Below are 25,135 nucleotides of genomic sequence, written 5' to 3' on the forward strand. Positions count from 1 at the left end.
GCCGGCGTTCACGTTGTCGGCGTGCTTGGCGCTCTTGTCCTTGAACTGGGTCATGCGGGACAGCTCGCCGAACTGGGCGTTGCAGCTCAGCACCCAGCTCAGCTGGGTGTGGGCGGGCACGTGGCTCTGCACGAAGACCAGGCTCACCTTGGGGTCGATGCCGGCGGCCAGCAGCATGGCGGCGGCCTCCCGGGTGCGGCGGCGCAGGGCCGCGGGCTCCTGACGCACGGTCAGCGAGTGCAGGTCGGCCACCATGTAAAGGCAATCGAAATCCTCTTGCAGGCTGCCCCAGTTGCGCACCGCGCCGATGTAGTTGCCCAGGGTGAAGGTGCCCGTGGGCTGGATGCCGGAAAGAATGCGTTTTTTGCGTTCCATTTGATCGCTCATTGATAAAACCTCGATTCTGCTGCCGGGCCGCGCCCGGGAGATTTCTATTCATTATATACCTGGCAAAGCGGCGGCGCAAGGGCGTTATTCAGCCAGCCGCAGGGGGCTGGAGGAAGGGGCCAGCGCCCGCTGGAGATAGCCGGTGTCGATGAGGCCCGACAAAATCTCGCTCTCCTCGGCCAGATGCAGCGCAAGGCGGGCGTAGACCCGGTCGCTGCCGTGGTAGCCGTCCACATATTCCTCGTCCAGGGTGTCGGGCATGTAGGAGAAGTCATACACCTCGTAGCCGTAGGGCTCGCACAGCTCGGTGAGGATGGGCATGATCCAGTCGAAGTAGCCGTAGTTGCCGCTCGCCGCCATCCGCTCATAGACGCTGGGGGCGTAGGGCGGCACGATGAGCACCACCTCGATGCCGCGCTCATTGCACCAGGCCAGCAGCGACTCGATGGTGTAGGTGCTGGGCTCGTGGACGTACTCGCCGTACTCAAAGCGGTCGATGCCCTTCAGGATGCGGTCAAAGGTGTCGTGGAAGCCCACATCGGCGCCGGTCTCGGGGTGGTCCAGCAGGGAGCCGTAGCAGTAGCTGCCGTCGGGGTTGAAGCCGCTGCCCCGGCCCACGGCGGCCATGCCGTAGACGTCAGGGTGGCTGCCGTAGGCCTGCCGCAGGGTGAACTTGCCCTGCACCCAGCCCCGGATGGCCTCGGGCAGCGCCGATTTCAGCGAGAATTCATAGTGGCTGTAATCGAAGGTCTCGGGCATGCTGCCGGTGCCCACCCAGGCGCCGTTGAAGAAGTACTGGTCCAGCACCATGATGAGGGTGGAGGGCAGCTTGTCCTCGTCCAGCTGCTCCAGGAAGAACTGGAACTCGTTCACATAGCCCGCGCCGCCGCCGGCGTTGTAAAAGCTGTCGGTGGTGAAGAACTCGCTGTGGAACTGCATGCTGCGGCTGGTGCCCAGCACCAGCAGGTCCGCCCCCAGGCCGTTTGCCACCAGGTGCTTGTAGTAGCGGGTGTTGTCCCGGTAGGCAAGGCCCAGAAAAGCCGGTTCGCCCGCCGCCACCCGGCCGGCGATCTCCTCCTCGGTGCGCCACTCGCCGCTGGCGTAGATGGCGCCGGCGAAGAGGCCCACAAACAGAACGACGGGCGCGAGGAACAGCGCCACGATGCAGAGAAAACGTTTCAAATCCCGCGCCTCCTTTTAAAACTGGAAATAGATGTTCTGCAAGGTGCCCGCCGCGCCCCAGAACAGGGTGGCGAAGATGCAGGCGTAGCAGAAGATCGCCTGCACCCAGCCCTTGCGGGCGGCGGCCCAGCGGCCGAAGCCCTCTTTGCGGGCGGCAAAGTCCACCCCGAAGGCCGCCAGGGCGAACAGGCCCAGCCGCGCCAGCACGGCGGCGGTGTAGCCCAGCTGGGTGAAGCTCTCTTTCAGGTACTGGGCGCTGAGGGGCATGGGCTGGATAAGATAGCTCATCAGCAGCCGCACCTGGCCCACATCGCCGCTGAAGAAGAAGATCCAGGCAAAGCAGACCAGCACCAGGGTCACGGCCCAGCTCACCACGCTGCGCACCGGGCTGTCCGGCTTCTGGCGCAGAAGGCCCCAGGCCTTTTCCCGCACGCCGCGGGTGGCCCGCCCGGCCAGCAGATACACGCCGTGCAGCCCGCCCCAGACCACAAAGCCCAGCGCCGCGCCGTGCCACGCGCCGGACACAAGGAAGGTGACCATGGTGGCAAGGATGAGCACCGGCACGCCGTTGCGGCTGCCGCCCAGGGGGATGTAGATGTAGTCCCGCAGAAAGCTGGAAAGGCTGATGTGCCAGCGCCGCCAGAACTCGCCCACGTTGCGGGAGAGGTAGGGGCTGAGGAAGTTCTCCCCGCACCGCAGCCCCAGGAGGTTTGCCACCCCGATGGACAGCTGGGAATAGCTGGCGAAGTCAAAATAAATGTAGAGGGAATAGGCCGCCAGCGACCAGACGATGCCCAGGGCGTAGTAGTGGTCCGGCTGGTAGAGGGCGTTGTAGTAGGCGGCGAAATGGTCCGCAAGGCACTTTTTCAGAAAGATGCCCCAGCACAGCCGCACGCAGCCGTTCAGCGCCAGCGCCCGGTCAAAGGCGGGCGGGCTTTTCAGCTGGGGGAGAAGGCTTTCCGCCCGCTGGATGGGCCCGCTGGTGAGCTGGGCGAAAAAGCCGGTGTAGGCAAAGCAGTAGAGGGAGTTTTTTTCGGCGGCGATCGTCCCCTTGTACACCGCCGCCAGATAGGTGATGTTCTTGAACACGAAGAAGCTGATGCCCACCGGCATGAGCAGGTCCGCAAAGGCGGCCAGCGCCTGCCAGCGGCCCGCCAGCGCGGGCAGGTATTTGAAACACGCCAGGGGCAGCACCCCGGCCAGCACGCCCGCCGCCAGGGCGGCCTTGCCGCCGCCGTGGGCCATCCAGAGGCCGCAGAGCCAGCCGGCGGCGGTGATGAGCGCCAGCGCCGTGAGCGCCTGGGCGCCAAAGCTCAACGCGAAGTACACGTTGGCCGCCGCCAGCACCCAGGGGCGAAAGGGGCCGGGCAGCGCCCACCACAGGGCGAACAGCACAACGCCGAAGCCCAAAAAGGAAAGAGAGATAAAATTCATCGGTCAAAACTCCTGTCGTAGAGGGAGGCGGCCCGGCAGGCCGCACGGGAACATACCTATTATAAGGAAAAGACGGCCTGTTTGCAAATCGGCAAATTGACAAAGCGCCCTCGAGCGATTAGAATGAAACAGAGAAAGGCCCGGCATGGCGCACAGCGCCGCCGTTTTCAAAAGGAGTAATGGCATCATGCTGAACAATTCCGTCCGCACCCGCTTTGCCCCCAGCCCCACCGGCTATATGCACGTGGGCAACCTGCGCACCGCCCTCTATGCCTACCTCAAGGCCCGCAGCGCCCCCGACGGGGCGTTCATCCTCCGCATCGAGGACACCGACCAGGGCCGCTATGTGGAAGGCGCGGTGGACATCATCTACGACACCCTGCGCCAGACCGGCCTGACCTGGGACGAAGGCCCCGACGTGGGCGGCCCGGTGGGCCCCTATGTGCAGAGCGAGCGCATGGGCATGTTCAAGCAGTATGCCGAGCAGCTGGTGAAGGAGGGCAAGGCCTATTACTGCTTCTGCACCACCGAGCGCCTGGAGCAGCTGCACGAGCAGCAGAAGGCCGCTGGCGAGGCGGTGGGCCACTATGACCGCCACTGCCGGGACCTGAGCCCCGAAGAGGTGGCGGAAAAACTGGCGGCGGGCACCCCCTACGTCATCCGCCAGAAATGCCCCACCGAGGGCGTGACCGGCTTTGACGACGCGGTCTACGGTCACATCGAGGTGAACAACGCCGAGCTGGAGGACCAGATCCTCATCAAGGCGGACGGCATGCCCACCTACAACTTCGCCAACGTGGTGGACGACCACCTGATGGGCATCACCCACGTCATCCGCGGCTCGGAGTATCTGTCCAGCACCCCCAAGTACAACCTGCTCTACGAGGCCTTCGGCTGGCCCGTGCCGGTGTACATCCACTGCCCGCCGGTGATGAAGGACGCCCACGCGAAGCTTTCCAAGCGCAACGGCGACGCTTCTTATCAGGACCTGGTGGCCAAGGGCTACCTCAGCGAGGCCATCCTGAACTACATCCTGCTGCTGGGCTGGAGCCCCAAGGGCGAGCAGGAGATCTTCACCCTGGAAGAGATGTGCAACATTTTCGACGAGAGCGGCATCAGCAAGAGCCCGGCCATCTTTGACCCCCTCAAGCTGCGGGCCATCAACGCCGAGTACATCCGCCGCCTGACCCCCGAAGAGTTCCGCAAGATGGCCGACCCCTGGATCGACCAGGCGGTGCACCGCCCCATCGACCGGGACCTGCTGTGCCAAAACCTCCAGCCCCGCTGCGAGGTGCTGGGCGAAATTCCCGAGCAGCTGGACTTCTTCGACGCGCCGCTGCCCTTTGGCCCCGAGCTCTACGCCAACAAGAAGCAGAAGACCACCCCGGAGACCGCCAAGGCCGCCCTTGCGGCGCTGAAGCCGGTGCTGGAAGGGCTGGACGGGTGGAACAAGGACGCCATCTTCGAGGCCTGCAAAGCCCTGGCCGAGCAGATGGAAGCCAAGAACGGCTGGCTGCTTTATCCTTTGGGCATCGCCCTCTCCGGCAAGCAGCGCACCCCCGGCGGCGGCACCGACCTGGCCGCCATGCTGGGCAAGGAGGAGACCCTCGCCCGCCTGGACGCCGCCCTGGCCGCCCTGTAACAGCAAAAAGAGCCGCCCCGCGGGGCGGCCCTTTTTTGCTCATTTCAGTTTTGCGAACTGGTCGATGGCTTCTTCCAGCCGGGCCAGGGTGTCCTCGTCGCAGTCGGGCAGAACGCAGTGGGTCAAATGCTCGGTGAGGATGAGCTTTGCCACCTGGGTCACGGCGCTGCTCACGCTGGAAAGCTGGATGAGCAGCTCGTCGCAGGGGCGGCCTTCGTTCACCATCTCCCGGATGCCGTTCACCTGGCCGCTGATGCGGGCCAGACGGCGGTTCACGTCGGCGGAATGTTTGCAGTCCATGGCGGTTTGCCTCCTTTGGCTTACTGGGCGATGGCGGCGTTTGTCAGGTCCAGCACCGGGCCGAAGGGCCGGAACACCAGCCCCTGGACCCCCGGCTGCACCAGCAGGGCCTTGGTCTGGAACCACAGGGGCGTGACGCAGGCGCTCTCCAGAAGAGCACGCTCCAGCGCGGCCACGTCATCGGCGGTGTGGGTGCCGTCGGCGAACAGCGTGTCCAGCCGGCGCTGCCAGCCGCTGTCGCTCCAGCCGGCAAGGCCGGCGGCCTCGCGCAGCAGTTCGGCCGCGGAATCGCTGGAAAGGGAGAGGGGCAGCAGGGCGATCTGGTAATCCCCCGAGGCCACCCGGGCGTTCACTTCCTCCAGCGAGGCCTGTTCCACTGGGAAGTAGGCGGAGAAGGCGCCCAGGTCCTTCTGCCACTGCTGGTTGACGGCCTGGGCCAGCTGCAGGTAGCCGCTGCCCTCCGGCGCCAGCAGGGTGATGTTCTCAAAGCGGGAGAGGCTCAGGGCGGCAAGCCCCTCGCGGCACAGGCCCACGGCGCTGCCGAAGGCAGGCTGCATGCTGCCCGCCGCCTCCCGGTAGTTCTCACCCTGCACGGTCACGGCGGGGGGAATGAGCCCGCCGGCGGCGGCAAAGCCCTCCGGCAGCTCCACCGCCGCGCCCCGGGCGCTGGTCGCCAGCGCCTCGCGGATGAGGGGCTGGGTCAGGGTCTGGTCGCCGCAGTTGAACAGCAGCACCCAGGTGGTGGCGGTGTAGGGGATGGAGTCCAGCCCGTCGGCACTCAAGGTCTCGCTCAGGGCCGCGGTGGCGCCGCCCTCCTTCACCAGCGCCTCGCCCCACAGGGTCTCGCCGGCAGTGGAGGAGCTGCCGCTGGAATCGGCGGTCTCGCCGGTGGCGTTGATGACCAGCCGCAGGGCGGTCACCGCGTCGCCGTTTGCGGGGCGGCGCAAAAACAGGCCGTTGTCGTTCCAGTTGTAAACGTAAAAGCTGCCGTTGCCCATGGTGGCGGCGCGGGTCAGCCCGTAGGAGCCCTCGGTGCTCTCAAAAAATTCCTCGTTGCAGGGCATCGCCCCCGGCAGCGCCAGTTTGTAGAGCAGCTGGGGGTCCGGCTGGTCCAGCTGGATGACCACCGTGCGCTCGTCCGGCGCGCTCACGCCCAGGGCTGTCTCGTCCATGGTGCCCGCCAGCACTTCGGCGCTGTTCTTGATGGCGGCGTAGGTGCTGGTGTAGGGGCTGCGCGTCTCGGCGCGGAACACCCGCCGCAGGCCGAACACAAAGTCCGCCGCCGTCAGCGCATACTCCGATTCGCCGCCCCGGTTCTGGGTGTAGCCCAGCCCCTCTTTCAGGGTGAAGGTATAGGTGAGGCCGTCCTCACTCACGGTCCAGCTCTCGGCGCAGTCGGGCGCCGGCTCGCCCGTCTCGTCCAGGCGGAACAGCCCGCTGTAAAGGTTGGTCACTGCGATCAGCTCGGGGCTCTCCCACGCAAGCTGAGGGTCAAGGTTGCCCGGCACCCGCTCCATGGCCCAGGTGAATTCGATCTGGCTGCCGCAGCCGGTGAGGCAGAGCGCGGCAAGGCCGGCCAGCAAAAGCAGTTTGAGCTTTTTCGTGGGGCGCGCCCCCTTTCTTCTTCCTATTGTAAGACGATCGGAACATGGATATGTTTTCACCGCCCGAGAAGATGCATTTTAATCCTATCAAAAAATTGCGGAAAATTCAAACCGGGCCGCGAATTTTCACTCTTTTTTCGCCAGCGGGCCGAAAACCGCTGAGAAAGGGCCTTCGCGGCCTCTTTTTTTGCCCCGCCGCGGGCCGCTTTGGTTGCGCCTGCGGCCAAAAGTGACTATAATAAATAAAATAACCGTTCCCGGGCGCTTATGCCGCCCGGCGGCACTTTTGGGAAGGAAAGGCTGTGTTGCGAAGATGCAGAAAGACAGCGAGGCCCTGGCCGCGTCTTTGCGGGGCAAAAAGGTTGCGTTCATCGGCGCGGGGGTCAGCCACAAGGCCCTCATCGGGCAGTTCTGCGCCATGGGCGCCGAGGTGACCCTCTGCGACAAAAAGCGGCTGGAGGACTTCGGCGGCTACGCCGAAACGCTCCAACAGCTGGGCGTGCGCCTGTCTCTGGGCGAACATTATCTGGACGGCCTCGCGGGCCAGCAGGTCATCCTGCGCACCCCGGGCTTTGAATACTACACCCCGGCCTTGCAGGAGGCAAAGGCGGCGGGCAGCGTCGTGACCAGCGAGATGGAGCTGTTCTTCGACTACTGCCCCTGCCGCATCACCGCCGTCACCGGCTCGGACGGCAAGACCACCACCACCAGCCTCATTGCGGCCATGCTCACCGCCGCGGGCAAGCGGGTGCATCTGGGCGGCAACATCGGGCGGGCGCTGCTGCCCGTCCTGGCCGAGATCGAACCCGGCGACGAAGCGGTGGTGGAGCTTTCCAGCTTCCAGCTCATCAGCATGCGCAAGAGCCCCCGGGTGGCAGTGGTCACCAACGTGACCCCGAACCACCTGGACCACCACAAGGACATGCAGGAGTATGTGGACGCAAAGCGCAATATCCTGCTGTGGCAGACCCCGGCGGACAAGGCGGTGCTGGGCTATGAGAACGACATCACCCGCGCCATGGCCGCCGACTGCAAGGGCAGCCAGTGCTGGTTCACCCGCCTGCGCGAAGTTGACAACGGCGCGTTCCTGCGCGCGGACGGCATGCTCTGCATGGCCGAGAACGGCACGGTCACCCCGGTGGTCTCGAAGGACGAGGTGAAGCTGCGGGGCCTGCACAACATCGAGAACCTGCTGGCGGCCATCGCCGCGGTGTGGGGCCGGGCGCCGGTGAGCGCCATGGCCGAGACTGCCCGCACCTTCACGGGTGTGGAGCACCGCATCGAGCCGGTGCGCCTGCTGGACGGGGTGCAGTGGTACAACGACTCCATCGCCTCCAGCCCCACCCGCACCATCGCCGGCCTGCGCAGCTTCGATCAGAAGATCATCATCATCGCCGGCGGCTACGACAAGAACATCCCCTACGAGCCCCTGGCCCCGGAAATTCTGGAGCATGTGAAGGTGCTGGTGCTGATGGGCGCTACCGGCCCCAAGATCGAAAAGGCCGTGCGCCAGTGCCCCGGCTTTGCCGGGAGCGGCCTTGTCATCCTTCACGCCAGGGATATGAAGGAAGCGGTGGACGCCGCCCGCGCCGCCGCAAAGCCCGGCGACATCGTGAGCCTCTCGCCCGCCTCCGCCAGCTTTGACCTCTATCCCAACTTCGAGGCGCGGGGCCGCCACTTCAAGGAACTGGTGAACGCCCTGTGATCCGCCTGGTGGAGTCGGCCGCCGACGCCGCCCGCTTTGCGGCGGCGCTGGCGGACCCTTGCGACCCGGTGGCGGTGGAAACGGCGGCCCGGTTTGCCGCCTTTTCCGGGCTGCCCGGCAGCGGCTGGAGGTTCTACACCGGCGGGGAAGGGGAGCCCTCCTTCGCCCTGGCGGTGCGGGGGGCCTCCGCCCTGCTTTGCGGCAGCGCCGATGGCGAGGAAGCGGCCCTGCTGCTGAAGGTCCTGGGGGCCCGGCGGCTCAAGACAGCCTGCCCCGGCCCGCTGCCCGGCTGGCGGCAGGACGCGGCCTTTCGCGTCTTTCACGCCCCGGCGGGCGGCCCAAAGGCACGGCCCCTGCCGGAGGGCTTTTGGCTGAACGAATCGCCCTCCCTGCTGGGGGTGACGGAGTTTTTGTGGGGCGGCGGGAGCCTGGCCGCCCATCGCGACCGCCGGAGCGCCGACACCTTTTATTCTGAGATCTGCACCATGCGCAACCGGGGCCTGGCCCAGATCTGGACGCTGGAAGAAAACGGCGTGACGGCGGCCACCGCCGGCGCCTACGCCGTCACCGAAAACGCCGCCCTGCTCAGCGCGGTGGAAACAGCGCCCGCCTTCCGGGGCAAAGGCTGCGCCGGCGCGCTGGTGTGCGCCCTGGCCCGGCGGTTTTGCGGGCAGGGCAGGGCCGTCTGCCTGGTGGCCCGCCCCGGCGCGGAGGGCTTTTACGAAAAACTGGGCTTTGAACAGCGGGGGCTGGCCTACGGCCACGCCGCCCCCGAAAACGACTGAAAAGGACTGTACATACGAAAATGCTGGAAGAATTTTTCGACTTTTCCCCCCGCCTTCTGGAGCTGGACAGGCAGGCCATGGAGCTTTGCCGCCCCTATTTTGAGAAGATGGACGCCATCCGCGACTACAACCAGGTGAAGATGCTCAAGGCCTTCACCGACCAGAAGGTGGCCGCCACCCATCTGGTGGGCACCACCGGCTACGGCTACGACGACGCCGGGCGGGACAAGCTGGACGCCCTGTTCGCCCAGGTGGTGGGGGCCGAGGACGCGCTGTGCCGCCCCCACTTCCTCTCCGGCACCCACGCCCTGACGGTGGCCCTCTTCGGCGTACTGCGGGCAGGAGATACCCTGCTGGCCGCCACCGGCCGCCCCTACGACACGCTGGAAGGGGTCATCGGCATCGGCGGCGCGGGCAGGGGCTGCGGCACCCTGGCGGAGTTCGGCGTGAAATACGACGAGGTGCCCCTTTTGGAGGGCGGTGTGCCCGACTATGAGGCCATCGCGAAGAAGGCCGCGAACGCGAAGGTGTGCCATGTGCAGCGCAGCCGGGGCTATTCCAGCCGCGCCGCCTTTGACCTGGAGACCATCGGCAAGGTGGTGCAGGCCGCCAAGAGCGCCAACTCCGACGTCATCGTTCTGGTGGACAACTGCTACGGCACCTTCACCCAGACTGCCGAGCCGGTGAGCGTGGGGGCGGACCTGATCGTGGGCAGCCTCATCAAAAACGCCGGCGGCGGCATCGCCCCCACCGGCGGCTACATCGCCGGCCGGGCGGACCTGGTGGAACTGTGCGGCCACCGGCTCACCGCCCCCGGCACCGGCCGGGAGCTGGGCTGCACGCTGGATTCCCTGCGCAGTTTGTACCTTGGCCTTTACTATGCCCCCGGCGTCACCGCCGAGGCGGTGAAGACCAGCATCTACTCCAGCTGCCTGCTGGAGCTGCTGGGCAAAAACCCTATCCCCCGCTACACCGAGCCGAGAAACGACATCATCACCAGCTTCGAGGCGGGCACCGGCGAAGCGCTGGTGGGCTTCTGCCAGGGGGTGCAGGCGGGCAGCCCGGTGGACAGCTACGTTGCCCCCGAGCCTTATGCCATGGCGGGCTACACCGACCAGGTCATCATGGCCGCCGGGGCCTTCACCCTGGGCAGCAGCATCGAGCTCTCCTGCGACGGGCCGATGCGCGCGCCCTACACCGTTTATCTCCAGGGCGGGCTGAACCTTGCGGCCAGCCGCGCGGGGGTGCTGCTGGCGGTGCAGCGGGCCTTTGGCAAGGAACTGTAAGCAACGGAACATGACCGGCGGCGCATGAGCCGCCGAAAGGAAAGAAGGGAAAACCGATGGATTGGAATTTTGAACTGACCGAACAGGCGGCGCTGGCGCTCTACGCCAAGAAGTACCGCCAGGAGAAGGCTTCCGGCCGGCTGCTGCGGGCGCTGGGGGTCATCACCGGCGCGCTGGGCGTGTGGACCGCCGTGCAGGCGGCGCAGAAGATGATGCGCCCCGGCTATTTCTACGACGAATTTGACCCGGTGGGCGGCGCGCTGTACGTGGTGCTGGCCGCGGTGCTGCTGGCGCTCACTTTCTGGGCGTTCCTGCGAAGCCGGCCCCGGGCCATTGCCGCCGGCGTGCTGCGCCGGCAGAAAAAGCTGGGGGCTTCACCCCTGGGCCAGTGGCGGGTGCACCTGGATGAGGAAAAGCTGCTCACCGTGCGCGCCGGGCTTCAGGAGGCCAGCGATCCGTCGGTGGTGCAGAAGGTGGAGCAGTATCCCGAGGGCCTGCTGGTCTACCTCTACGGTGGGGCGAAGATGCTGGCGCTGCCCGCGCCCGCCTTTGAAGGGCCGGAAGGGATGAAGGCCGCCGCCGCCCAGTTCGAGCGGTGCGCCGCGCTGGCCAAGGCCCGCCTGTATGAGGAATCGGCCCGGCAGACGGCAGGGGAGCAGGAGGGGCGCATCCTGCCGCCCTGCCCGCCGCTGCCCGAGGGGGAGACGCAGATGTACGCCGCGCCCCAGATGCTGCGCCCGGAAGAGGTGCTGCCCGCCTACTGCGCCGCCAACCGGCTGCTGAACCCCATCGGCAAGGGACGGCTGGCGCTGCTGTGGGTGCTGCTGGTCGCTTCCGTTCTGGAGGCGGCTGCCGCGGTGGCCACCGGCGACGCGGCGCTGGCGGTGGCCATGGCCGCCATGGCGGCGGTGCTGGCCCTGGCGCTGGCGGCCCGGTCTCCGGCGGCGCAGCGCGGCGCGATCAAGCGCCAGGTGGAGGGCGAGCAGGCCCAGCGCCTTTCCACCCCCGGCTGGGTGGTGCTGGGCCGCAGCGGCTTCACCTCCACCAGCGGCGCGCTGTGCAGCTACCGGCCCTACGCCAGCCTGAACAAGGTGGCCCAGGACGAAAACTACATCTTCCTGCGCTTTGAGGGCAACATGATCACCGCCATCCCCAAGCGGGGCTTCGAGAACCCGGAACAGGCCCGGCAGGCCTTTGAGTTTTTGCGCCAGAAGCAGGCGGGACAAAAAAGCGGACGATCGGGGCAGTGAAAATCAGCCTTCGCCCTTGCGTTCCCGGATGATCCGAATATAATAGGCCTTTGTGACTGCGGCGGCCCCGCCGCCTTTTCAGGCAGCGGGGCCGCGCCCCTTTTTATAACACACCAAAGCTAAGGAGGAAAGCTCATTCAGCGGCCGCGCCGCCGGGGTTTTTGGCAAAGAAGGCCACGCCCGCCGCGCCGGGGCCCGCGTGGGTGCCGATGACGGTGCCGATGTGGCGGCACAGGGGCGCTTCCAGCCCCAGGTTCTGGGTCAGATAGCGGTGGATGGGCTCCGCCGCCTTGCGGTGGGCGGTGTAGCCGATCATATAAGGCATGGCCTCGTCCAGGCCCCCTTCGGCGTCCATCAGCTTGAACAGCGCAACATAGGCGCCGGGCATGCCCCGGGCTTTGCCCGCAAGGCCCACCTTGCCGTCCCGCACGGCCACCACCGGCTTCACGCCCAGAAGGCTGCCCGCCAGCGCCTGGGCGCCGGTGAGGCGGCCGCCCTTGCGGAAGTACTTCAGATCGTCCACCACGGCCACAAGGCGCACATCCATCCGGCGGCGCTCCAGCTCGGCCACGATCTCGGCGGCGGTGGCGCCCTCGCCGCGCATCTGCACCGCCAGACGCACCAGCAGCTGCTCGCCCAGGGTGGCGTTCATGCTGTCCACCAGATGGATCTTGTCGTATCCGCAGCTGCCGGCGGCGATGCGGGCGGACTGGTAGGTGCCGCTGAGCTGGCCGCTGATGAGGATGGCCACCACCTCGTCGCCGGCGGCCTTGGCCTCTTCAAAGCGGTCCATGAACTCCTGGGGGCTGGGCTGGCTGGTGGTGGGCAGCTTGTCGCACTTCACCAGCCGGGCATAGAACTCGTCCGGGGTGATGTCCAGCCCGTCCCGGAACACCTCGCCTCCCTCAAAACGCACCTGCAGGGGCACCACGTCCACCCCAAGGCGGGCCGCCTCGGCGGGCAGAAGGTCGCAGGTGGAATCGGTCAGAATACGGATCATGTCACATCGTCTCCTTACTGTTGGGGCGGCGCCTGCCGCCGTCTCACTGGATGGCGGTGAAAAAACCGTGGAGCGCCGCAAGGGTGTCTGCCAGCTGGTCCATCTGCGCGGGGGTGAGCCGCCGGCTCACCCGGTCCACCAGATTTTCGTGGAACGCCGCGTGCCGCTCCAGCGCGCCGCGGGCCGCGCCGGTGAGGGTCACCGTGACCTTGCGCCGGTCCTCTTCGGCCCGCGATCGCACAAGATACCCCTTCTGCTCCAGCGTTTTCACCGCCACCGTCAGGGTGCTGGCGGTCACCCGCAGCCGGGCTGCCAGCTCCCGCATGGTCTCGCCGCCGGCGGCGCTGTCCACCGCCTCCAGCACGTGCATCTCGCTGACCGAGAGATTTTTGTAGGGCCCTTTGGCCAGGTCGTCCTCTTCCAGGCGCAGCACGTCGTTGAACACGTCCACCAGAAAGCTGTTGATCTTCTGCTCTGCTTCGGTCACCGAATGCACCTTCTTTCCCGTCCGAACAAAAACTTTGAAGTTCAAACGAATTGATGGTACCACGCCCGCCTCCCTTTGTCAAGATGGTTTGAAGTTCAAATTATTTTTTTCTGGCCGTTGCGCGCCGCCCGGGCAGGGGGGTATAATGAAAAAAGGAAAAAAGGCGAGGGGGGCGCAGGGGATGAAGGAACAGACCACACGGGCGGGAAACTGGCTGGCCCAAAACCGGACGCCGTGCATCCTGCTGGCGGCGGGATGCGCGGCCGGGGGGCTTTTTCTGCTGCTGCGGCAGGACCGGGCGGCCATGGACGCGGCGGCGTCCCTTGCAATGGCCGTGCGGCAGGCCGTCAGCGCCCTGGCAGACCCGCTGCCCTTCTCGCTGGCGGAGGCGCTCTGCACGGCGCTGGGGGTGTGGCTGCTGGGCATGGCCGCGGCAACAGTGCGCGCGCAGCTGCGCCGCCGCCGGGTGCTGGCCCGGCGGCTGGTGGGGCTGGCGGCGGTGGCGGTGTGGATCTGGGCCGGGGTGAGCTGGCTGTGGGGGGTGCACTATTACGCCGCTTCTTTCAGCGAAAAGAGCGGCCTTGCGGCAGAGCCGGTGACCGCCGAGGCGCTGGAAGCCACCACCCTGTGGTTCGCAGAGGGGGCCAACCGCACCGGCCGGCTGGTAGAGCGGGGCGGCTCCGGCCGCCTTGCGGCGGACAGCGCGGCCATCATGGGGGCGGGCGCCGGCAGCCTGGCCCCCCTCACGGAGGAATACCCTTTCCTGGACGGCCCGGCCCGGAAGCCAAAGCCCGCGGCCTATTCCTGGTTCATGAGCGCGGCGGGCTTCACCGGCTATATCTTCCCCTTCACCGGCGAGAGCACCCTCAACATGCACTGCCCCAACGTCTTTCTGCCGGTGACCATCGCCCATGAGCAGGCCCATCAGCGGGGCGTGGCCCCCGAGCAGGAGGCGAATTTTGTGGGCATCGCCGCCTGCCTTGCCAGCGCCGACGGGCTCTGGCAGTATTCCGGCTGGCTGTTCGGGTTCCTGCACCTTTCCAATGCCCTCTACACCGCCGACCCTGCGGCCTGGCTGGAGGCCTGGCAGCGGCTGGAGGAGGGGCCCGCGGCGGACCTTTTGTGGAACGACGAGTACTGGCTGGCCTTCGAGAGCCCCGCCTCGGACCTGGCGGAAAACACGTACACGGCTTTTTTGGAAAGCTACGGCCAGGACCTGGGCATGGCCAGCTACGGCGCCTGCGTGGACCTGCTGGTGGCCCGTTACTGCCCGCTGTGGCAGGAGGCATGAGATGGAGGGCTTTCAACAAATTTTGTGAAAAATGTGGAATTTTATGTACCTTTGTCGGCAGATATGCTATAATTAGACCGCATATGCGAAGATCTGCCTTTTCCCGCCCTGGCGGCGGCGAAAAAACATACGCGGAGGAACCATTCAAAGCATGAGCAGAAAAGATATTTCACGCTATTTCACCCGCAGCTTCTGGAGCCGCATGCCCCTTTACAAGGCGGTGCTGGCCCTCAGCTGCGCCATGATCCTGGTGGTGGGCACCGGCGCGGGCATCGCCCTCACGGCGGTGAACGCCGCGGCGAACAGCTCGTCCGTGAGCAGTTCGGCCCCCAGCGCCGCCGCAACGCCGGACCCCACCGCGTCGCCCACGCCGGAACCCACGGCCACCCCGGAGCCCATCCAGCTGGGGCTGGAGGTCACCGCGGTGCAGCAGACCCTGGGCGTGACCGTCACCGACGCCGCGAGCGGCATGCCCGTGCTGGGCGTCGAGTTTGAGGTGGTGGTGGATTACAAGGCGGATAAGTCCGCCTCCAGCAAGAGCGCTTCCAAAAAGGGCGCTTCCAGCTCGAAGGCCCAGGAACCCACCGAAACCTACAACATCGACCCCAAGACCGGCACCCTGCTGATCGAGGAGCTGCCGGTGGGCGAGTACACTGTGAGCCTCGCGGAGACCGAGGGCTACATACTGCCTGAACCCGTCACCACCAAGGTGAAGGAGAAGGTGGAGTACAAGGTGGACACCGAGGCGGTCAAGGACAAGATCAAGGATGAGAGCGAAGTGGGCGCCGGCGATATCGTCACCGACGACAACGTGCTGAGCGACGAGACCAGCGACGGCTTCGATCCCACCGAGACCCTGCCCGCCAACGACTATGATTCCAACATCAGCAAGAAGGAAGAGGTCAAGGCCAAGGTCTACGCCGTGTCCGGCAACACCAAGAGCGAAGGCGGCAAGGCATGGCTGCTGAACGCGGACGGCACCCGCTCCAACTACTATGTGAGCAAGACCGAGAAGGACGCAAGCGGCGGCGAGTACATCGTGGAAGCCTCCTATCAGGCGCCCGCCGCCAACAGTGTGCTCAGCAGCGTGGCGGGCGGCTTCGGCCGGCTGTTCTTCCCGGTGGCGTTTGCGGAGGATGAGTCCGGCAGCACTTCCGCGCCCAGTTCCGGCTCTGCCACCCCCACGCCGGAGGCGACGCCCGCCCCCACGCCGAGCCCCACCCCGGCTCCCACGCCGAGCCCCAGCCCGGAGATCACCCCCCCCCCGGAGGTGACGCCCGCCCCCACGCCGGAGGCGACGCCCACCCCCACGCCGAGCCCCTCGGCCACGCCCGCTCCCACCCCGACCCCCACCCCGGCGGGCACGCCCACCCCGACCCCTGCCGCCACCGTGGTGCTGTTCAAGGACGGCAAGGCGGTGGCCAACAGCGCTTTCCAGCTCACCGCCACCGAGGTCACCGTGAAGGTGGTCTACAGCGGCTGGCAGCCCAGCTTTGAGAGCAAAGAGGCATTCTATGACCCCAGCACCCACGAAAAGCTGGTGAACACCGAAAAAGTCATCGCCGGCGTCAGGTATAAGTTCGACGCAAGCGGCAAGCCCACTGTGGTGGACACCAGCAACGGCCTGGTGAAGGGCATCGACGTGTCCAAGTACCAGTACAACATCGACTGGAACGCGGTGAAGGCCAGCGGCATCGACTTCGCCATCATCCGCGTGGGCTACCGCGGCTACGGCACGGGCGCTCTGGTGGAGGACCCCTATTTCCGCCAGAACATCAAGGGCGCCAACGCCGCGGGCGTGAAGGTTGGCCTGTACTTCTACAGCCAGGCCATCAACGAGCAGGAAGCCGTGGACGAAGCCAGCATGGTCATCCGCCTGATCCAGGAGACCGGCGGCCGCGTGAGCTACCCCATTTACTTCGACACCGAGAAGGTGGCGGGCGACACCGGCCGTGCCGACGGCATCAGCCGCGACCAGCGCACCCGCAACGCGGTGGCCTTCTGCAACGCCATCCAGAACGCGGGTTACCGCGCCGGCGTTTACAGCTACGCCTCCTGGTTCTACAACAACCTGAACATGGCCAGCCTCACCGGCTACAGCATCTGGATCGCCCAGTACCGCGACAATCTGGACTTCAAGTACAACTACGACATCTGGCAGTACACCAGCTCCGGCACCGTGCCCGGCATCTCCACCCGCGTGGACATGAACGTGAGCAAGCTGGGCTGATAAAAAACTTTCAAAAGCCCCGGAACCCCCAAGGTTCCGGGGCTTTTCCCCGCTTGCGGCTTGCAAGTGGAGGGCGGACTCGCTATAATAGAGAGGTACTGCGCTAAAGCGGCAAAATTGCGGACCGCTGCGGTACGCCAATTCACTGTGAGGTGTTATCATGCAGCGTGAGAATTTCAAATCCCGGCTGGGCTTTCTGCTCATCAGCGCCGGGTGCGCCATCGGCATCGGCAACGTGTGGCGCTTCCCCTACGTGGTGGGGCAGAACGGCGGCGGCGCCTTCGTGCTTCTCTATGTGCTGTTTCTTGTGGCGGTGGGCGTGCCCGTGCTCACCATGGAATTTGCCATCGGCCGCGCCAGCCGCAAAAGCTGCGTGCTGGCCTACCAGCAGCTGGAGCCCGCCGGCACCAAGTGGCACTGGCACGGCAAGGTGGCCATGCTGGGCAACTATGTGCTGATGAGCTTCTACACCTGCGTCACCGGCTGGATGCTCTATTACTTCTACCGCTCCCTCGCCGGCCAGCTGGAAGGCATGGACACCGATCAGGTGGCGGACGCCTTCTCCGGCATGCTGAGCCAGCCGGTCACCATGGGCTTCTGGATGGTGGTCGTGGTGGTGCTGGGCTTTCTGATCTGCTCCATGGGCCTGCAGAAGGGCGTGGAGCGCATCACCAAGTGGATGATGCTGGCCCTGCTGGCGCTGATCGTGGTGCTGGCGGTGAACAGCGTGATGCTGCCCGGCGGCATGGAGGGTGTCAAGTTCTATCTGGTGCCCGACTTCTCGGTGATGGCCGGCGAGACCGCCCTCGAGACGGTGCAGAACACCCTGGGCGTGGTCACCGCCGCGCTGAACCAGAGCTTCTTTACCTTAAGCCTTGGCATCGGCGCCATGCTGATCTTCGGCAGCTATCTGGGCCGCCAGCGCAGCCTGCTGGGCGAGAGCGTGCGCATCGCCGGGCTGGACACCTTCGTGGCCTTCACCTCCGGCCTCATCATCTTCCCGGCCTGCATGGCCTACGGCGTGCCCGCCGACAGCGGCCCCAACCTCATCTTCATCACCCTGCCCAACGTCTTCAACGACATGCCCGCAGGCCGGGTGTGGGGCAGCCTGTTCTTTTTGTTCATGAGCTTCGCGGCCTTCTCCACCATCATTGCGGTGTTCGAGAACATCCTGGCCTGCACCATGGACCTCACCGGCTGGACCCGCAAAAAAGCGGCGCTGGTGAACGGCGTGGTGGTCACGCTCATCTCCCTGCCCTGCGTGCTGGGCTTCAACGTCTGGTCCGCCTTTGACCCCCGCGGCAACGGCTCCGGCTTCATGGATGTGGAGGACTACCTCATCAGCAACATCCTGCTGCCCTTCGGCAGCCTGGTCTATCTGTTCTTCTGCATCAGCCGCGTGGGCTGGGGCTTCAAGAAGTATCAGGCCGAGGCCAACCAGGGCGAGGGCGCGAAGATCCCCGACTGGATCCGGGTGTACATCACCTACATCCTGCCCATCTTTGTGGCGTTCCTGTTCATCCAGAGCGTGCTGGCCTGGTAAACGCCGCGGCATAAAAAAGAGGGGGGCGCCTCGGCGCCCCTTTTGCCTGCCCTCAAACAATGCCTGCCGGAAAGGAACCCTGTCATGTACACCCTGCTTCTCGCCGTCATCTACCTCGTGTTCATCAGCCTGGGCCTGCCGGACTCCCTGCTGGGCTCGGGCTGGCCCACCATGCGGCTGGTGTTTGACCAGCCCCTCTCCGCCGCCGGGGCCGTGTCCATGATCATCACCGGCGGCACCATCTGCTCCAGCCTTTTGTCCGAGCGGCTCACCGCAAAGCTTTCCACCCGGGGCGTCACCGTGGCCAGCGTGTTCCTCAGCGCGGCGGCCCTGTTCGGGTTTTCCATCTCCACCCGGTTCTGGATGCTCTGCCTCTGGGCGGTGCCCTACGGCCTTGCCGCCGGCTGCATCGACTCGGCCATCAACAATTATGTGGCCCTGCATTACCGGTCCCGCCACATGAGCTGGCTGCACTGTTTCTGGGGCGTGGGCACCGTCATCAGCCCCTGCGTGATGAGCTGGGCGCTGCGCCATTCCGGCTGGCAGTCGGGCTACCGCGCGGTGGCGCTGATGCAGCTGGCCATCGGGTTGGTGCTGGTCCTCACCCTGCCGGTGTGGAACATCCACCGGGACGGGTCTCAGCCTGCCCGCGCCGGGCAGCTGCTGGGCATCCGGGGCGCGCTGAAAATAAAAGGCGCGCCCACCCTCTTCGTGGGCTTCTTCGCCTACTGCGGGGCGGAGGGCACCTCCATCCTCTGGGCCAGCAGCTATCTGGCGGAGGCGCGGGGCTTTTCCGCCCAGCGGGCGGCGGCCAGCGCGGCGGTGCTGTATGTGGGCATCACCGTGGGTCGCTTTGTCTCCGGGTTCATCGCAGACAAGGTGGGCGACCGGGGCATGATCCGCCTGGGCACCGGGGCCATCGCCGCGGCGCTGGCGGTGCTGGCGCTGCCCGGCGGGGGAGCGCCGGGGGCGCTTTTGGGCCTCGGGCTGCTGGGCCTGGGATGCGCCCCGGTGTACCCCGCCATCATCCACGCCACGCCCCAAAACTTCGGGGCGGAGAACTCCCAGGGCATCATCGGCATGCAGATGGCCAGCGCCTATGTGGGCTCCACCCTGATGCCGCCCCTCTTCGGCCTCATCGCGAACCGGGCGGGCCTTTTCTGGATGCCCCTCTTCCTGGCGGCGCTCATCCTGCTGATGATCGCCATGCTGGAGGCCACCTTCCGCACGGTGGCAAAAAACAGATAAACAAAAACCCGGCGGGGACGAGAGAGCGTCCCCGCCGGGTTTTCGTTTACAGTTCAAAGGTTTCCAGGTCCTCCGGCACAAACAGCCGGCCGGAAAAGAGGGGCGCGCCCTCGGCGGTGTAAAGGGCCTTGCGCCGGGCGATGTTCCTGTCCTCGGTGTGGTAGAGGATGAGGTTCTCCACCCCCAGCTCCTGGGCCAGCCGGCAGGCGTCCGCCACGGTGGAGTGGTGCTTTTGATGGGGCTTGAACACATCTGCCTCCCGCTCAGGGCAGAAGGCCTCGTGGAGCAGCCAGCGGCTGCCCTGGGCATAGGGGCGCTCCCGCTCATTGAAAGGCTCGTCGCCGCAGCAGGTCAGCCTGCCGCCGCCGGGCAGGGTGATGGAAAAGCCGAACTGGGCCGCCTTGGTGGAGCCGATGTCGAAAAAGCCGGCCCTTTGGCCCAGAAGAGGCAGGCTCTCGCCGTCTTCCACCGTCACCAGATGAAGGCGCACGTCCAGAAAGCGGGTCTCCTTGTCGCTCAGCAGCAGCCCCGCCATCCGGCGCAAAAGGCCGGTCACCTCTTTGTGGGAATAGATGACGGCCTCCCCTTCGTACTGCCCCCGGGCCATGCCCTGCAGGATCATCCGCATCATCCACAAAATGCCGGTGATGTGGTCCAGATGCTTGTGGGTGACGAAGATGGAGCGCACGTCCTGCCAGCGCACCCCGGCGGCCTTCAGCTGGCGGAAGATGCCGTTGCCGCCGCCCCCGTCCACCAGCAGGTGATCCGGGCCCCCGGTAAGCAGAAAGCAGGTGTTGTAGCACGCGGTCACCGCGGCGTTGCCGGTGCCAAGAATGGTCAGTTTCATGGGGCAGCCCTCCTTCTTTTTCAGTATACCCCCTCCCGCACCCTGCCGCAAGGGCGGGGGCTAAAACCACCCGATGCGCCATATACATACAAAGGACAAGGGTCAAAAAAGGGGGAGGGCACGAGCCATGGAATACTATCAGCAGACGGCACGGGAGGCGTTCGCCGCCCAGGGCAGCGGGCCGGAGGGCCTGACAGAGGGGCAGGCGGCGGCCCGCTTGGCAAAAACAGGCCCCAACGAACTGCGCCGGGCCAAAAAGGAAAGCCTGTTCCAGCGCTTTTTGCAGCAGATGGCGGACCCGATGATCGTGGTGCTGCTGGCCGCGGCGGCCCTCTCCGCCCTCACTGCCGCCTGCGCGGGGGAGAGCTTTGCCGACGTGTTCATCATCCTGGCGGTGGTGCTCATCAACGCGCTGCTGGGCGTGTTTCAGGAGAACAAGGCGGAAAAGGCCATCGAGGCGCTGCAAAAGATGACCGCCGCCCACAGCCGGGTGCTGCGGGGCGGCCGCCCGGCGACGGTGGCCAGCCGGGAGCTGGTGCCGGGGGATGTGGTGCTGCTGGAGGCGGGCTGCGCCGTGCCCGCCGACGGGCGCCTGGTGGAAACGGCGGCGCTGAAGATCGAGGAGGCCGCCCTCACCGGCGAGAGCATGCCGGTGGAAAAGAGCGCCGCCGCCCTGCCCGCGGAGCGCGCCGTCCCTCTGGGAGACCGGCGCTGCATGGCCTACATGGGCAGCACCGTGAGCGCGGGCCGGGGCAGACTGCTGGTCACCGCCACCGGCATGGACACCGAGATGGGCCGTATCGCCGGGGTGCTGGCGGCCACCTCCCAGGGCAAAACGCCCCTGCAATTGAAGCTGGCCGCCCTCAGCCGTTCCCTGAGCGCGCTGGTGCTGGCCATCTGCGCCTTCCTCTTCGGTTTCGGCCTGTGGCGGGCGGGCAGCACCGACCTTGCCGCCGTGCTCTCCAGCTTCATGGTGGCGGTGAGCCTTGCGGTGGCGGCGGTGCCCGAGGGGCTGGCGGCGGTGGTGACCATCGTGCTGAGCATGGGCGTCACCCGCATGAGCCGCCAGGGGGCGGTCATCCGCCGCCTCACCGCGGTGGAGACCCTGGGCTGCGCCCAGGTCATCTGCTCCGACAAGACCGGCACCCTCACCCAGAACCGCATGGAGGTGCAGCAGAGCTTCGGCCCCGAGGCCGAACTGGCGAAGGCGCTGGCTCTTTGCAGCGACGCGGAGCCGGGGGCGGGAGGGCGGGCGGAAGGAGAGCCCACCGAATGCGCCCTGGTGGAGTACGCGGCCAAGCTGGGCCTTGCAAAAAAGGCCCTCTGCGCCGCCGAGCCCCGGGTGGCCGAGCTGCCCTTTGATTCCGCCCGCAAGCGGATGAGCACCTTCCACTCCCGGCGGGGCAAGGCGGGGGTGACCCAGTATGTCAAGGGCGCGCCGGACCTGCTGCTGGAAAAGTGCACCCACTGGCTGAAAAACGGCGTCGCGGTCCCCCTCACCGCCGCCGACCGGGCGGCCATCCTGGCCAGAAACCGGGCCATGGCCCAAAGCGCCCTGCGGGTGCTGGCGGCGGCAAAGCGGGACTGGCCCGCCCTGCCCGCCCGCCTGGACCCCGAAACGGCGGAGCGGGAGCTGGTGTTCATCGGCCTTGCGGGCATGATGGACCCGGTGCGCCCCGAGGCTGCGGCGGCCATCGCCCGCTGCCGGGCGGCGGGCATCCGCCCGGTGATGATCACCGGCGACCACAAGGACACCGCCGCCGCCATCGGGCGGCAGCTGGGCATCCTGCAGAGCGAGGGCCAGGCGGTCACCGGCGCCCAGCTGGACCGGCTGAGCGACGCGGAGCTGGCCCGCCGCGCGCCCTCCTTCAGCGTCTATGCCAGGGTGCAGCCCCAGCACAAGGTGCGCATCGTCCAGGCGTGGAAGCGGCTGGGCTGCGTCACCGCCATGACCGGCGACGGGGTGAACGACGCCCCCGCCCTCAAGGCGGCGGACATCGGCGTGGGCATGGGCGTCACCGGCACCGACGTGACCAAGAACGTGGCGGACATGGTGCTCACCGACGACAACTTCGCCACCATCGTCGCCGCCGTGGCCGAGGGCCGCCGCATCTACTCGAACATCCGCAAGGCGGTGCAGTTCCTGCTGGCCAGCAACGCCAGCGAGGTGCTGAGCATCTTTTCCGCCACCCTTCTGGGGGTGCAGCTGCTGGGCCCGGTGCATCTTCTCTGGATCAACCTTATCACCGATTGCTTTCCCGCCCTGGCGCTGGGCATGGAAAAGGCGGAGCTTGATGTGATGGAGCGAGCGCCCCGCCGCCCGGGCGAGAGCATCTTTGCCGGCGGGCTGGGGCTGGACGTGGCCTGGCAGGGCCTGCTGGTCACCGCCCTGACGCTGGCGGCTTACTTCACCGGCGTGCGGCTGGAAACGGGGCTGTGGCAGGTGGCCCAGAGCGGCGTCGGGGTGAGCATGGCCTTTCTTACCATGAGCATGGCCGAGATCTTCCACAGCTTCAACATGCGCAGCCAGCGGGGCAGCGTGTTCGCCCTGCCCACCCACAACCCCTGGCTGTGGGCGGCCATGGCGGGCAGCCTGGCTTTAAGCCTGGGGGTGCTGGCCTGGCCCCCCGCCGCCGCGGCCTTCGGCTTTGAGCGGCTGGCCCCTGCCCAGTGCGGCCTGGCCCTGACCCTGGCGCTGACGGTGCTGCCGGCGGTGGAGCTGGGCAAAGGGCTGCTGCGGCTGCTTTCCGGGCGATGAAAAAAGCCCGCGCCCCCAAAACAGGGGGCGCGGGCGGGCATTGCCCATTTAAACAAGTTCCAGGATGCGCCGGGCAGCGTCGGCGATGTAGTCCGCCAGGGGCAGTTCCGGCAGCCCCGCGATGGACGCCCCGCACCGGGTGGCGGGGATGAGCACCTTGTGGGCGGGGCTGGAGGCGATGGCCGCGGCCATGGCCGGGCTGCACTCGCCCAGCATGCTGCCCGCCATCACCAGGCCGATGGGCCCGGCGATGACCTGGGCCTTGCCGGCGTTCCAGATCACCGCGTTCTCGCCGGTGGCCCCGGCGCTGGCCCCCGCCTTGAGCATGGCGGCGGTGGCGGCGGCGTTGGTGCCCACCGCGATCACTTCGCCGGCGTAGCCCCCGGCGCGGAGCTTTTCAATGAGCGAGCGGCCAAAGCCGCCGCCCTGGCCGTCGATCACAACGATTTTTGCCATTTGTCACGTTTCCTTTCTTTTTCACAAAAGCGGGGCGAACAGCCGCAGGATGACCCGGAAGATCCGCTTGGGCAGCGGCACGTTCTTCACGTCCTCCCAGGTGACCTCGCGGCTCACCTGCATGCAGCGCAAAAGGTCGGCGTGCACGTCCTGCACCATGTGGCCGCCGTAGAACACGCAGCAGTTTTCAAAGTGGAGGTAGAGGCTGCGGTAGTCCATGTTGGCGCTGCCCACCACGGCGGTCTTGTCGTCCGACACATACATCTTGGCGTGGATGAAGCCGGGGCTGTATTCAAAGATGCGCACCCCCGCCTTCATCAGCACCGAGTAGTAGCTCTGGGTCACCCAGTAGACGTATTTCTTGTCCGGGATGCCCGGGGTGATGATGCGCACGTCCACGCCGCTCTTGGCGATGAGGCTCAGGGTGGTGATCATCTCGTTGTCCACCACCAGGTAAGGGGTGGCGATGTAGACGTAGTCGGTGGCCTGCTGCAAAATGTTGAAGTAGACGTTTTCCGCCACCGCCTCCTCATCCAGAGGCGAGTCGCCGTAGGGCTGCACCATGCCGTCGGCGGAAAAGCGCAGGGTGGGGGCGAACTGCTCCAGCCGGCTGGACCCGCCGGTGGTGAAGTCCCAGCTTTCCAGAAACAGGGCGGTGAGGCTGTAAACGCCGCTGCCCCGCAGCATCAGGCCGGTGTCCTTCCAAACGCCGAAGCGCTTTTTGCGGTTGATGTATTCGTCCGCGAAGTTCAGCCCGCCGATGAAGCCCACGTTGCCGTCGATGACGGTGATCTTGCGGTGGTCCCGGTGGTTGAACATGGTGTAGTCGGAGATGTGGGCCGACAGGCGGAAGGGGGAGAAGCGGCAGCACTGGATGCCCCATTCCCGCAGCTGCTCGTCGTAGTCCTCCGGCATGGTGAGCATGCAGCCCCAGCTGTCGTACAAAAGGCGCACGTCCAGCCCGGCGGCAGCCTTTTCTTTCAAAACTTCCAGCGTGGTCTCCCACATATAGCCGGGCTTCAGGATGAAGTATTCCATGAAGATGGACCGCTCAGCCTTTTTCAGCTCCTCCAGAAAGCGGGGAAAAAACTCCTCGCCCCAGGCGTAGTATTCGCTCTGGGTGTCGGCGTAGAGGGGCGCGCCCGCGTTGCGAATGAGGTACCGGGCGCTGCGGGCAAGGCCCTTGTCCTGCACTTCCAGCCGGTGCAGGGCTTCCGGGTCCTGGGGCAGGGTGCGGCTGAGGCGCGCGCAGATGGCGCTCATCCGCCTTGCGTGGCGGTTGGTGGTGTTGCGGTGGCCCCAGAACAGATAGAACACCACCCCGAGAGGCGGCATCAGCAGGATGATGAGGATCCACATCATCTTGTAGGCGGGGTTGATGCCGTCGTGCTCCAGCAGGGCGATCACCGCCAGCACGCTGACCACCACCGCCCCGATGTAGAAGGCGGCGGAAGAGCGCCCCAGCGCCACCGGGATGGAGAAGGTGAGCACGATCTGCAGCAGCAGCAGCACCGCAAAGAAGAAGGTGCGGGTGTAAAGGCCGCGGCCCAGCCGGCGCCTGGCCTTGGTGACCTTCTGCCGGGCGTTTTTCATCTGTTTTCCGGTGGCGGACACGGCGTTCCCCTCCTATTACAATAAATTTGGACAGGAAAGCCGTGCAGCCAGTCCGGCTTTCCTTCCATCTCGTGCCTAAGCTACAA

The 25,135-nt window shown here is 66.4% G+C and carries 19 protein-coding genes and 1 pseudogene; 10 read left to right on the plus strand and 10 right to left on the minus strand.

Annotated elements, in window-relative coordinates; all coding sequences use genetic code 11:
* The 3 genes and pseudogenes from ACH2AT_RS07665 to ACH2AT_RS07675 form a co-directional block, all read right to left on the minus strand.
* Positions 1-375: pseudogene (locus tag ACH2AT_RS07665) on the minus strand (tryptophan--tRNA ligase); the annotation flags it as partial.
* Positions 376-471: 96 nt separating this feature from the next.
* A complete protein-coding gene (locus ACH2AT_RS07670; protein WP_394964912.1) occupies positions 472-1,569 on the minus strand; it encodes a hypothetical protein in 1,098 nt (365 codons plus the stop codon).
* 15 nt (positions 1,570-1,584) lie between these two features.
* Positions 1,585-3,003 carry an MBOAT family O-acyltransferase gene (locus tag ACH2AT_RS07675; protein WP_394964914.1) on the minus strand — a complete coding sequence of 473 codons (1,419 nt, stop codon included), beginning with the start codon at positions 3,001-3,003 and terminating at the stop codon, positions 1,585-1,587.
* 190 nt (positions 3,004-3,193) lie between these two features.
* Between ACH2AT_RS07675 and gltX the strand changes: the two genes are divergently transcribed.
* Positions 3,194-4,645 (plus strand): glutamate--tRNA ligase, encoded by a 1,452-nt coding sequence (gltX, locus tag ACH2AT_RS07680; RefSeq protein ID WP_394964947.1) that lies wholly within the window; start codon positions 3,194-3,196, stop codon positions 4,643-4,645.
* A 39-nt stretch (positions 4,646-4,684) separates the two neighbouring features.
* Here gltX and ACH2AT_RS07685 read toward each other — a convergent pair whose 3' ends face one another.
* Together ACH2AT_RS07685 and ACH2AT_RS07690 are read right to left on the minus strand one after the other, a co-directional pair.
* Complete coding sequence (locus ACH2AT_RS07685; protein WP_394964916.1) at positions 4,685-4,945, minus strand: metal-sensitive transcriptional regulator; 261 nt, start codon at positions 4,943-4,945, stop codon at positions 4,685-4,687.
* Positions 4,946-4,965: 20 nt separating this feature from the next.
* The gene (locus ACH2AT_RS07690) at positions 4,966-6,528 is read right to left on the minus strand and encodes an ABC transporter substrate-binding protein (RefSeq protein WP_394964918.1); all 1,563 of its coding nucleotides are present in this window, start codon (positions 6,526-6,528) and stop codon (positions 4,966-4,968) included.
* 334 nt (positions 6,529-6,862) lie between these two features.
* Here ACH2AT_RS07690 and murD point away from each other — a divergent pair, with 334 nt between their 5' ends.
* Genes murD through ACH2AT_RS07710 form a run of 4 tightly spaced genes read left to right on the plus strand, consistent with a single transcriptional unit; the run spans position 6,863 to position 11,575 of the window.
* Positions 6,863-8,254 (plus strand): UDP-N-acetylmuramoyl-L-alanine--D-glutamate ligase, encoded by a 1,392-nt coding sequence (gene murD / locus ACH2AT_RS07695; protein WP_394964920.1) that lies wholly within the window; start codon positions 6,863-6,865, stop codon positions 8,252-8,254.
* The gene (locus ACH2AT_RS07700; RefSeq protein ID WP_394964922.1) at positions 8,251-9,039 is read left to right on the plus strand and encodes a GNAT family N-acetyltransferase; all 789 of its coding nucleotides are present in this window, start codon (positions 8,251-8,253) and stop codon (positions 9,037-9,039) included. Before murD ends, ACH2AT_RS07700 begins: the two co-directional genes overlap by 4 nt.
* Positions 9,040-9,059: 20 nt before the next feature.
* Positions 9,060-10,325, plus strand: coding sequence for an aminotransferase class I/II-fold pyridoxal phosphate-dependent enzyme (locus ACH2AT_RS07705; protein WP_394964924.1), 1,266 nt, complete (start codon positions 9,060-9,062; stop codon positions 10,323-10,325).
* Between the two features lie 56 nt (positions 10,326-10,381).
* Entirely contained in the window at positions 10,382-11,575 is a 1,194-nt protein-coding gene (locus ACH2AT_RS07710; RefSeq protein WP_394964926.1) for a YcxB family protein, read from the plus strand.
* Positions 11,576-11,708: 133 nt separating this feature from the next.
* On the opposite strand, the gene ACH2AT_RS07715 is transcribed toward ACH2AT_RS07710, so the two are convergent.
* A complete protein-coding gene (locus ACH2AT_RS07715; protein WP_394964928.1) occupies positions 11,709-12,575 on the minus strand; it encodes a DegV family protein in 867 nt (288 codons plus the stop codon).
* 43 nt (positions 12,576-12,618) lie between these two features.
* The gene (locus ACH2AT_RS07720; protein ID WP_394964929.1) at positions 12,619-13,062 is read right to left on the minus strand and encodes a MarR family winged helix-turn-helix transcriptional regulator; all 444 of its coding nucleotides are present in this window, start codon (positions 13,060-13,062) and stop codon (positions 12,619-12,621) included.
* Positions 13,063-13,243: 181 nt separating this feature from the next.
* Here ACH2AT_RS07720 and ACH2AT_RS07725 point away from each other — a divergent pair, with 181 nt between their 5' ends.
* The 4 genes from ACH2AT_RS07725 to ACH2AT_RS07740 all read left to right on the plus strand — a co-directional run bounded on the left by ACH2AT_RS07725 (position 13,244) and on the right by ACH2AT_RS07740 (position 19,374).
* Positions 13,244-14,353: a DUF3810 domain-containing protein gene (locus ACH2AT_RS07725; protein ID WP_394964931.1), complete on the plus strand. Its 1,110-nt coding sequence runs from the start codon at positions 13,244-13,246 to the stop codon at positions 14,351-14,353.
* 151 nt (positions 14,354-14,504) lie between these two features.
* Positions 14,505-16,583 carry a glycoside hydrolase family 25 protein gene (locus tag ACH2AT_RS07730; protein ID WP_394964933.1) on the plus strand — a complete coding sequence of 693 codons (2,079 nt, stop codon included), beginning with the start codon at positions 14,505-14,507 and terminating at the stop codon, positions 16,581-16,583.
* 160 nt (positions 16,584-16,743) lie between these two features.
* Positions 16,744-18,126: a sodium-dependent transporter gene (locus ACH2AT_RS07735; protein WP_394964935.1), complete on the plus strand. Its 1,383-nt coding sequence runs from the start codon at positions 16,744-16,746 to the stop codon at positions 18,124-18,126.
* Positions 18,127-18,210: 84 nt separating this feature from the next.
* A complete protein-coding gene (locus ACH2AT_RS07740; protein WP_394964937.1) occupies positions 18,211-19,374 on the plus strand; it encodes an MFS transporter in 1,164 nt (387 codons plus the stop codon).
* Between the two features lie 46 nt (positions 19,375-19,420).
* On the opposite strand, the gene ACH2AT_RS07745 is transcribed toward ACH2AT_RS07740, so the two are convergent.
* Positions 19,421-20,221: an MBL fold metallo-hydrolase gene (locus ACH2AT_RS07745; RefSeq protein ID WP_394964939.1), complete on the minus strand. Its 801-nt coding sequence runs from the start codon at positions 20,219-20,221 to the stop codon at positions 19,421-19,423.
* A gap of 127 nt (positions 20,222-20,348) precedes the next feature.
* On the opposite strand from ACH2AT_RS07745, the gene ACH2AT_RS07750 reads away from it, so the two are divergent.
* Positions 20,349-22,979 (plus strand): cation-translocating P-type ATPase, encoded by a 2,631-nt coding sequence (locus ACH2AT_RS07750; RefSeq protein WP_394964941.1) that lies wholly within the window; start codon positions 20,349-20,351, stop codon positions 22,977-22,979.
* A 48-nt stretch (positions 22,980-23,027) separates the two neighbouring features.
* On the opposite strand, the gene ACH2AT_RS07755 is transcribed toward ACH2AT_RS07750, so the two are convergent.
* Both ACH2AT_RS07755 and cls read right to left on the minus strand, forming a co-directional pair.
* The gene (locus tag ACH2AT_RS07755; protein WP_394964943.1) at positions 23,028-23,435 is read right to left on the minus strand and encodes a DUF3842 family protein; all 408 of its coding nucleotides are present in this window, start codon (positions 23,433-23,435) and stop codon (positions 23,028-23,030) included.
* 21 nt (positions 23,436-23,456) lie between these two features.
* Positions 23,457-25,049 carry a cardiolipin synthase gene (cls, locus tag ACH2AT_RS07760; protein WP_394964945.1) on the minus strand — a complete coding sequence of 531 codons (1,593 nt, stop codon included), beginning with the start codon at positions 25,047-25,049 and terminating at the stop codon, positions 23,457-23,459.
* Positions 25,050-25,135: the final 86 nt, after the last annotated feature.

The organism is Candidatus Allofournierella excrementigallinarum (assembly GCF_944388085.1).
GTDB classification, from domain to species: Bacteria; Bacillota; Clostridia; order Oscillospirales; family Ruminococcaceae; genus Allofournierella_A; species Allofournierella_A excrementigallinarum.

What these genes read in the sequence shown, in the direction of transcription:
- ACH2AT_RS07675 (WP_394964914.1), bottom strand. Translation starts at nt 3,003, where the DNA reads ATGAATTTTATCTCTCTTTCCTTTTTGGGCTTCGGCGTTGTGCTGTTC.
- ACH2AT_RS07685 (WP_394964916.1), bottom strand. Translation starts at nt 4,945, where the DNA reads ATGGACTGCAAACATTCCGCCGACGTGAACCGCCGTCTGGCCCGCATC.
- murD (WP_394964920.1), top strand. Translation starts at nt 6,863, where the DNA reads ATGCAGAAAGACAGCGAGGCCCTGGCCGCGTCTTTGCGGGGCAAAAAG.
- ACH2AT_RS07705 (WP_394964924.1), top strand. Translation starts at nt 9,060, where the DNA reads ATGCTGGAAGAATTTTTCGACTTTTCCCCCCGCCTTCTGGAGCTGGAC.
- ACH2AT_RS07710 (WP_394964926.1), top strand. Translation starts at nt 10,382, where the DNA reads ATGGATTGGAATTTTGAACTGACCGAACAGGCGGCGCTGGCGCTCTAC.
- ACH2AT_RS07715 (WP_394964928.1), bottom strand. Translation starts at nt 12,575, where the DNA reads ATGATCCGTATTCTGACCGATTCCACCTGCGACCTTCTGCCCGCCGAG.
- ACH2AT_RS07725 (WP_394964931.1), top strand. Translation starts at nt 13,244, where the DNA reads ATGAAGGAACAGACCACACGGGCGGGAAACTGGCTGGCCCAAAACCGG.
- ACH2AT_RS07730 (WP_394964933.1), top strand. Translation starts at nt 14,505, where the DNA reads ATGAGCAGAAAAGATATTTCACGCTATTTCACCCGCAGCTTCTGGAGC.
- ACH2AT_RS07735 (WP_394964935.1), top strand. Translation starts at nt 16,744, where the DNA reads ATGCAGCGTGAGAATTTCAAATCCCGGCTGGGCTTTCTGCTCATCAGC.
- ACH2AT_RS07740 (WP_394964937.1), top strand. Translation starts at nt 18,211, where the DNA reads ATGTACACCCTGCTTCTCGCCGTCATCTACCTCGTGTTCATCAGCCTG.
- ACH2AT_RS07745 (WP_394964939.1), bottom strand. Translation starts at nt 20,221, where the DNA reads ATGAAACTGACCATTCTTGGCACCGGCAACGCCGCGGTGACCGCGTGC.
- ACH2AT_RS07750 (WP_394964941.1), top strand. Translation starts at nt 20,349, where the DNA reads ATGGAATACTATCAGCAGACGGCACGGGAGGCGTTCGCCGCCCAGGGC.
- ACH2AT_RS07755 (WP_394964943.1), bottom strand. Translation starts at nt 23,435, where the DNA reads ATGGCAAAAATCGTTGTGATCGACGGCCAGGGCGGCGGCTTTGGCCGC.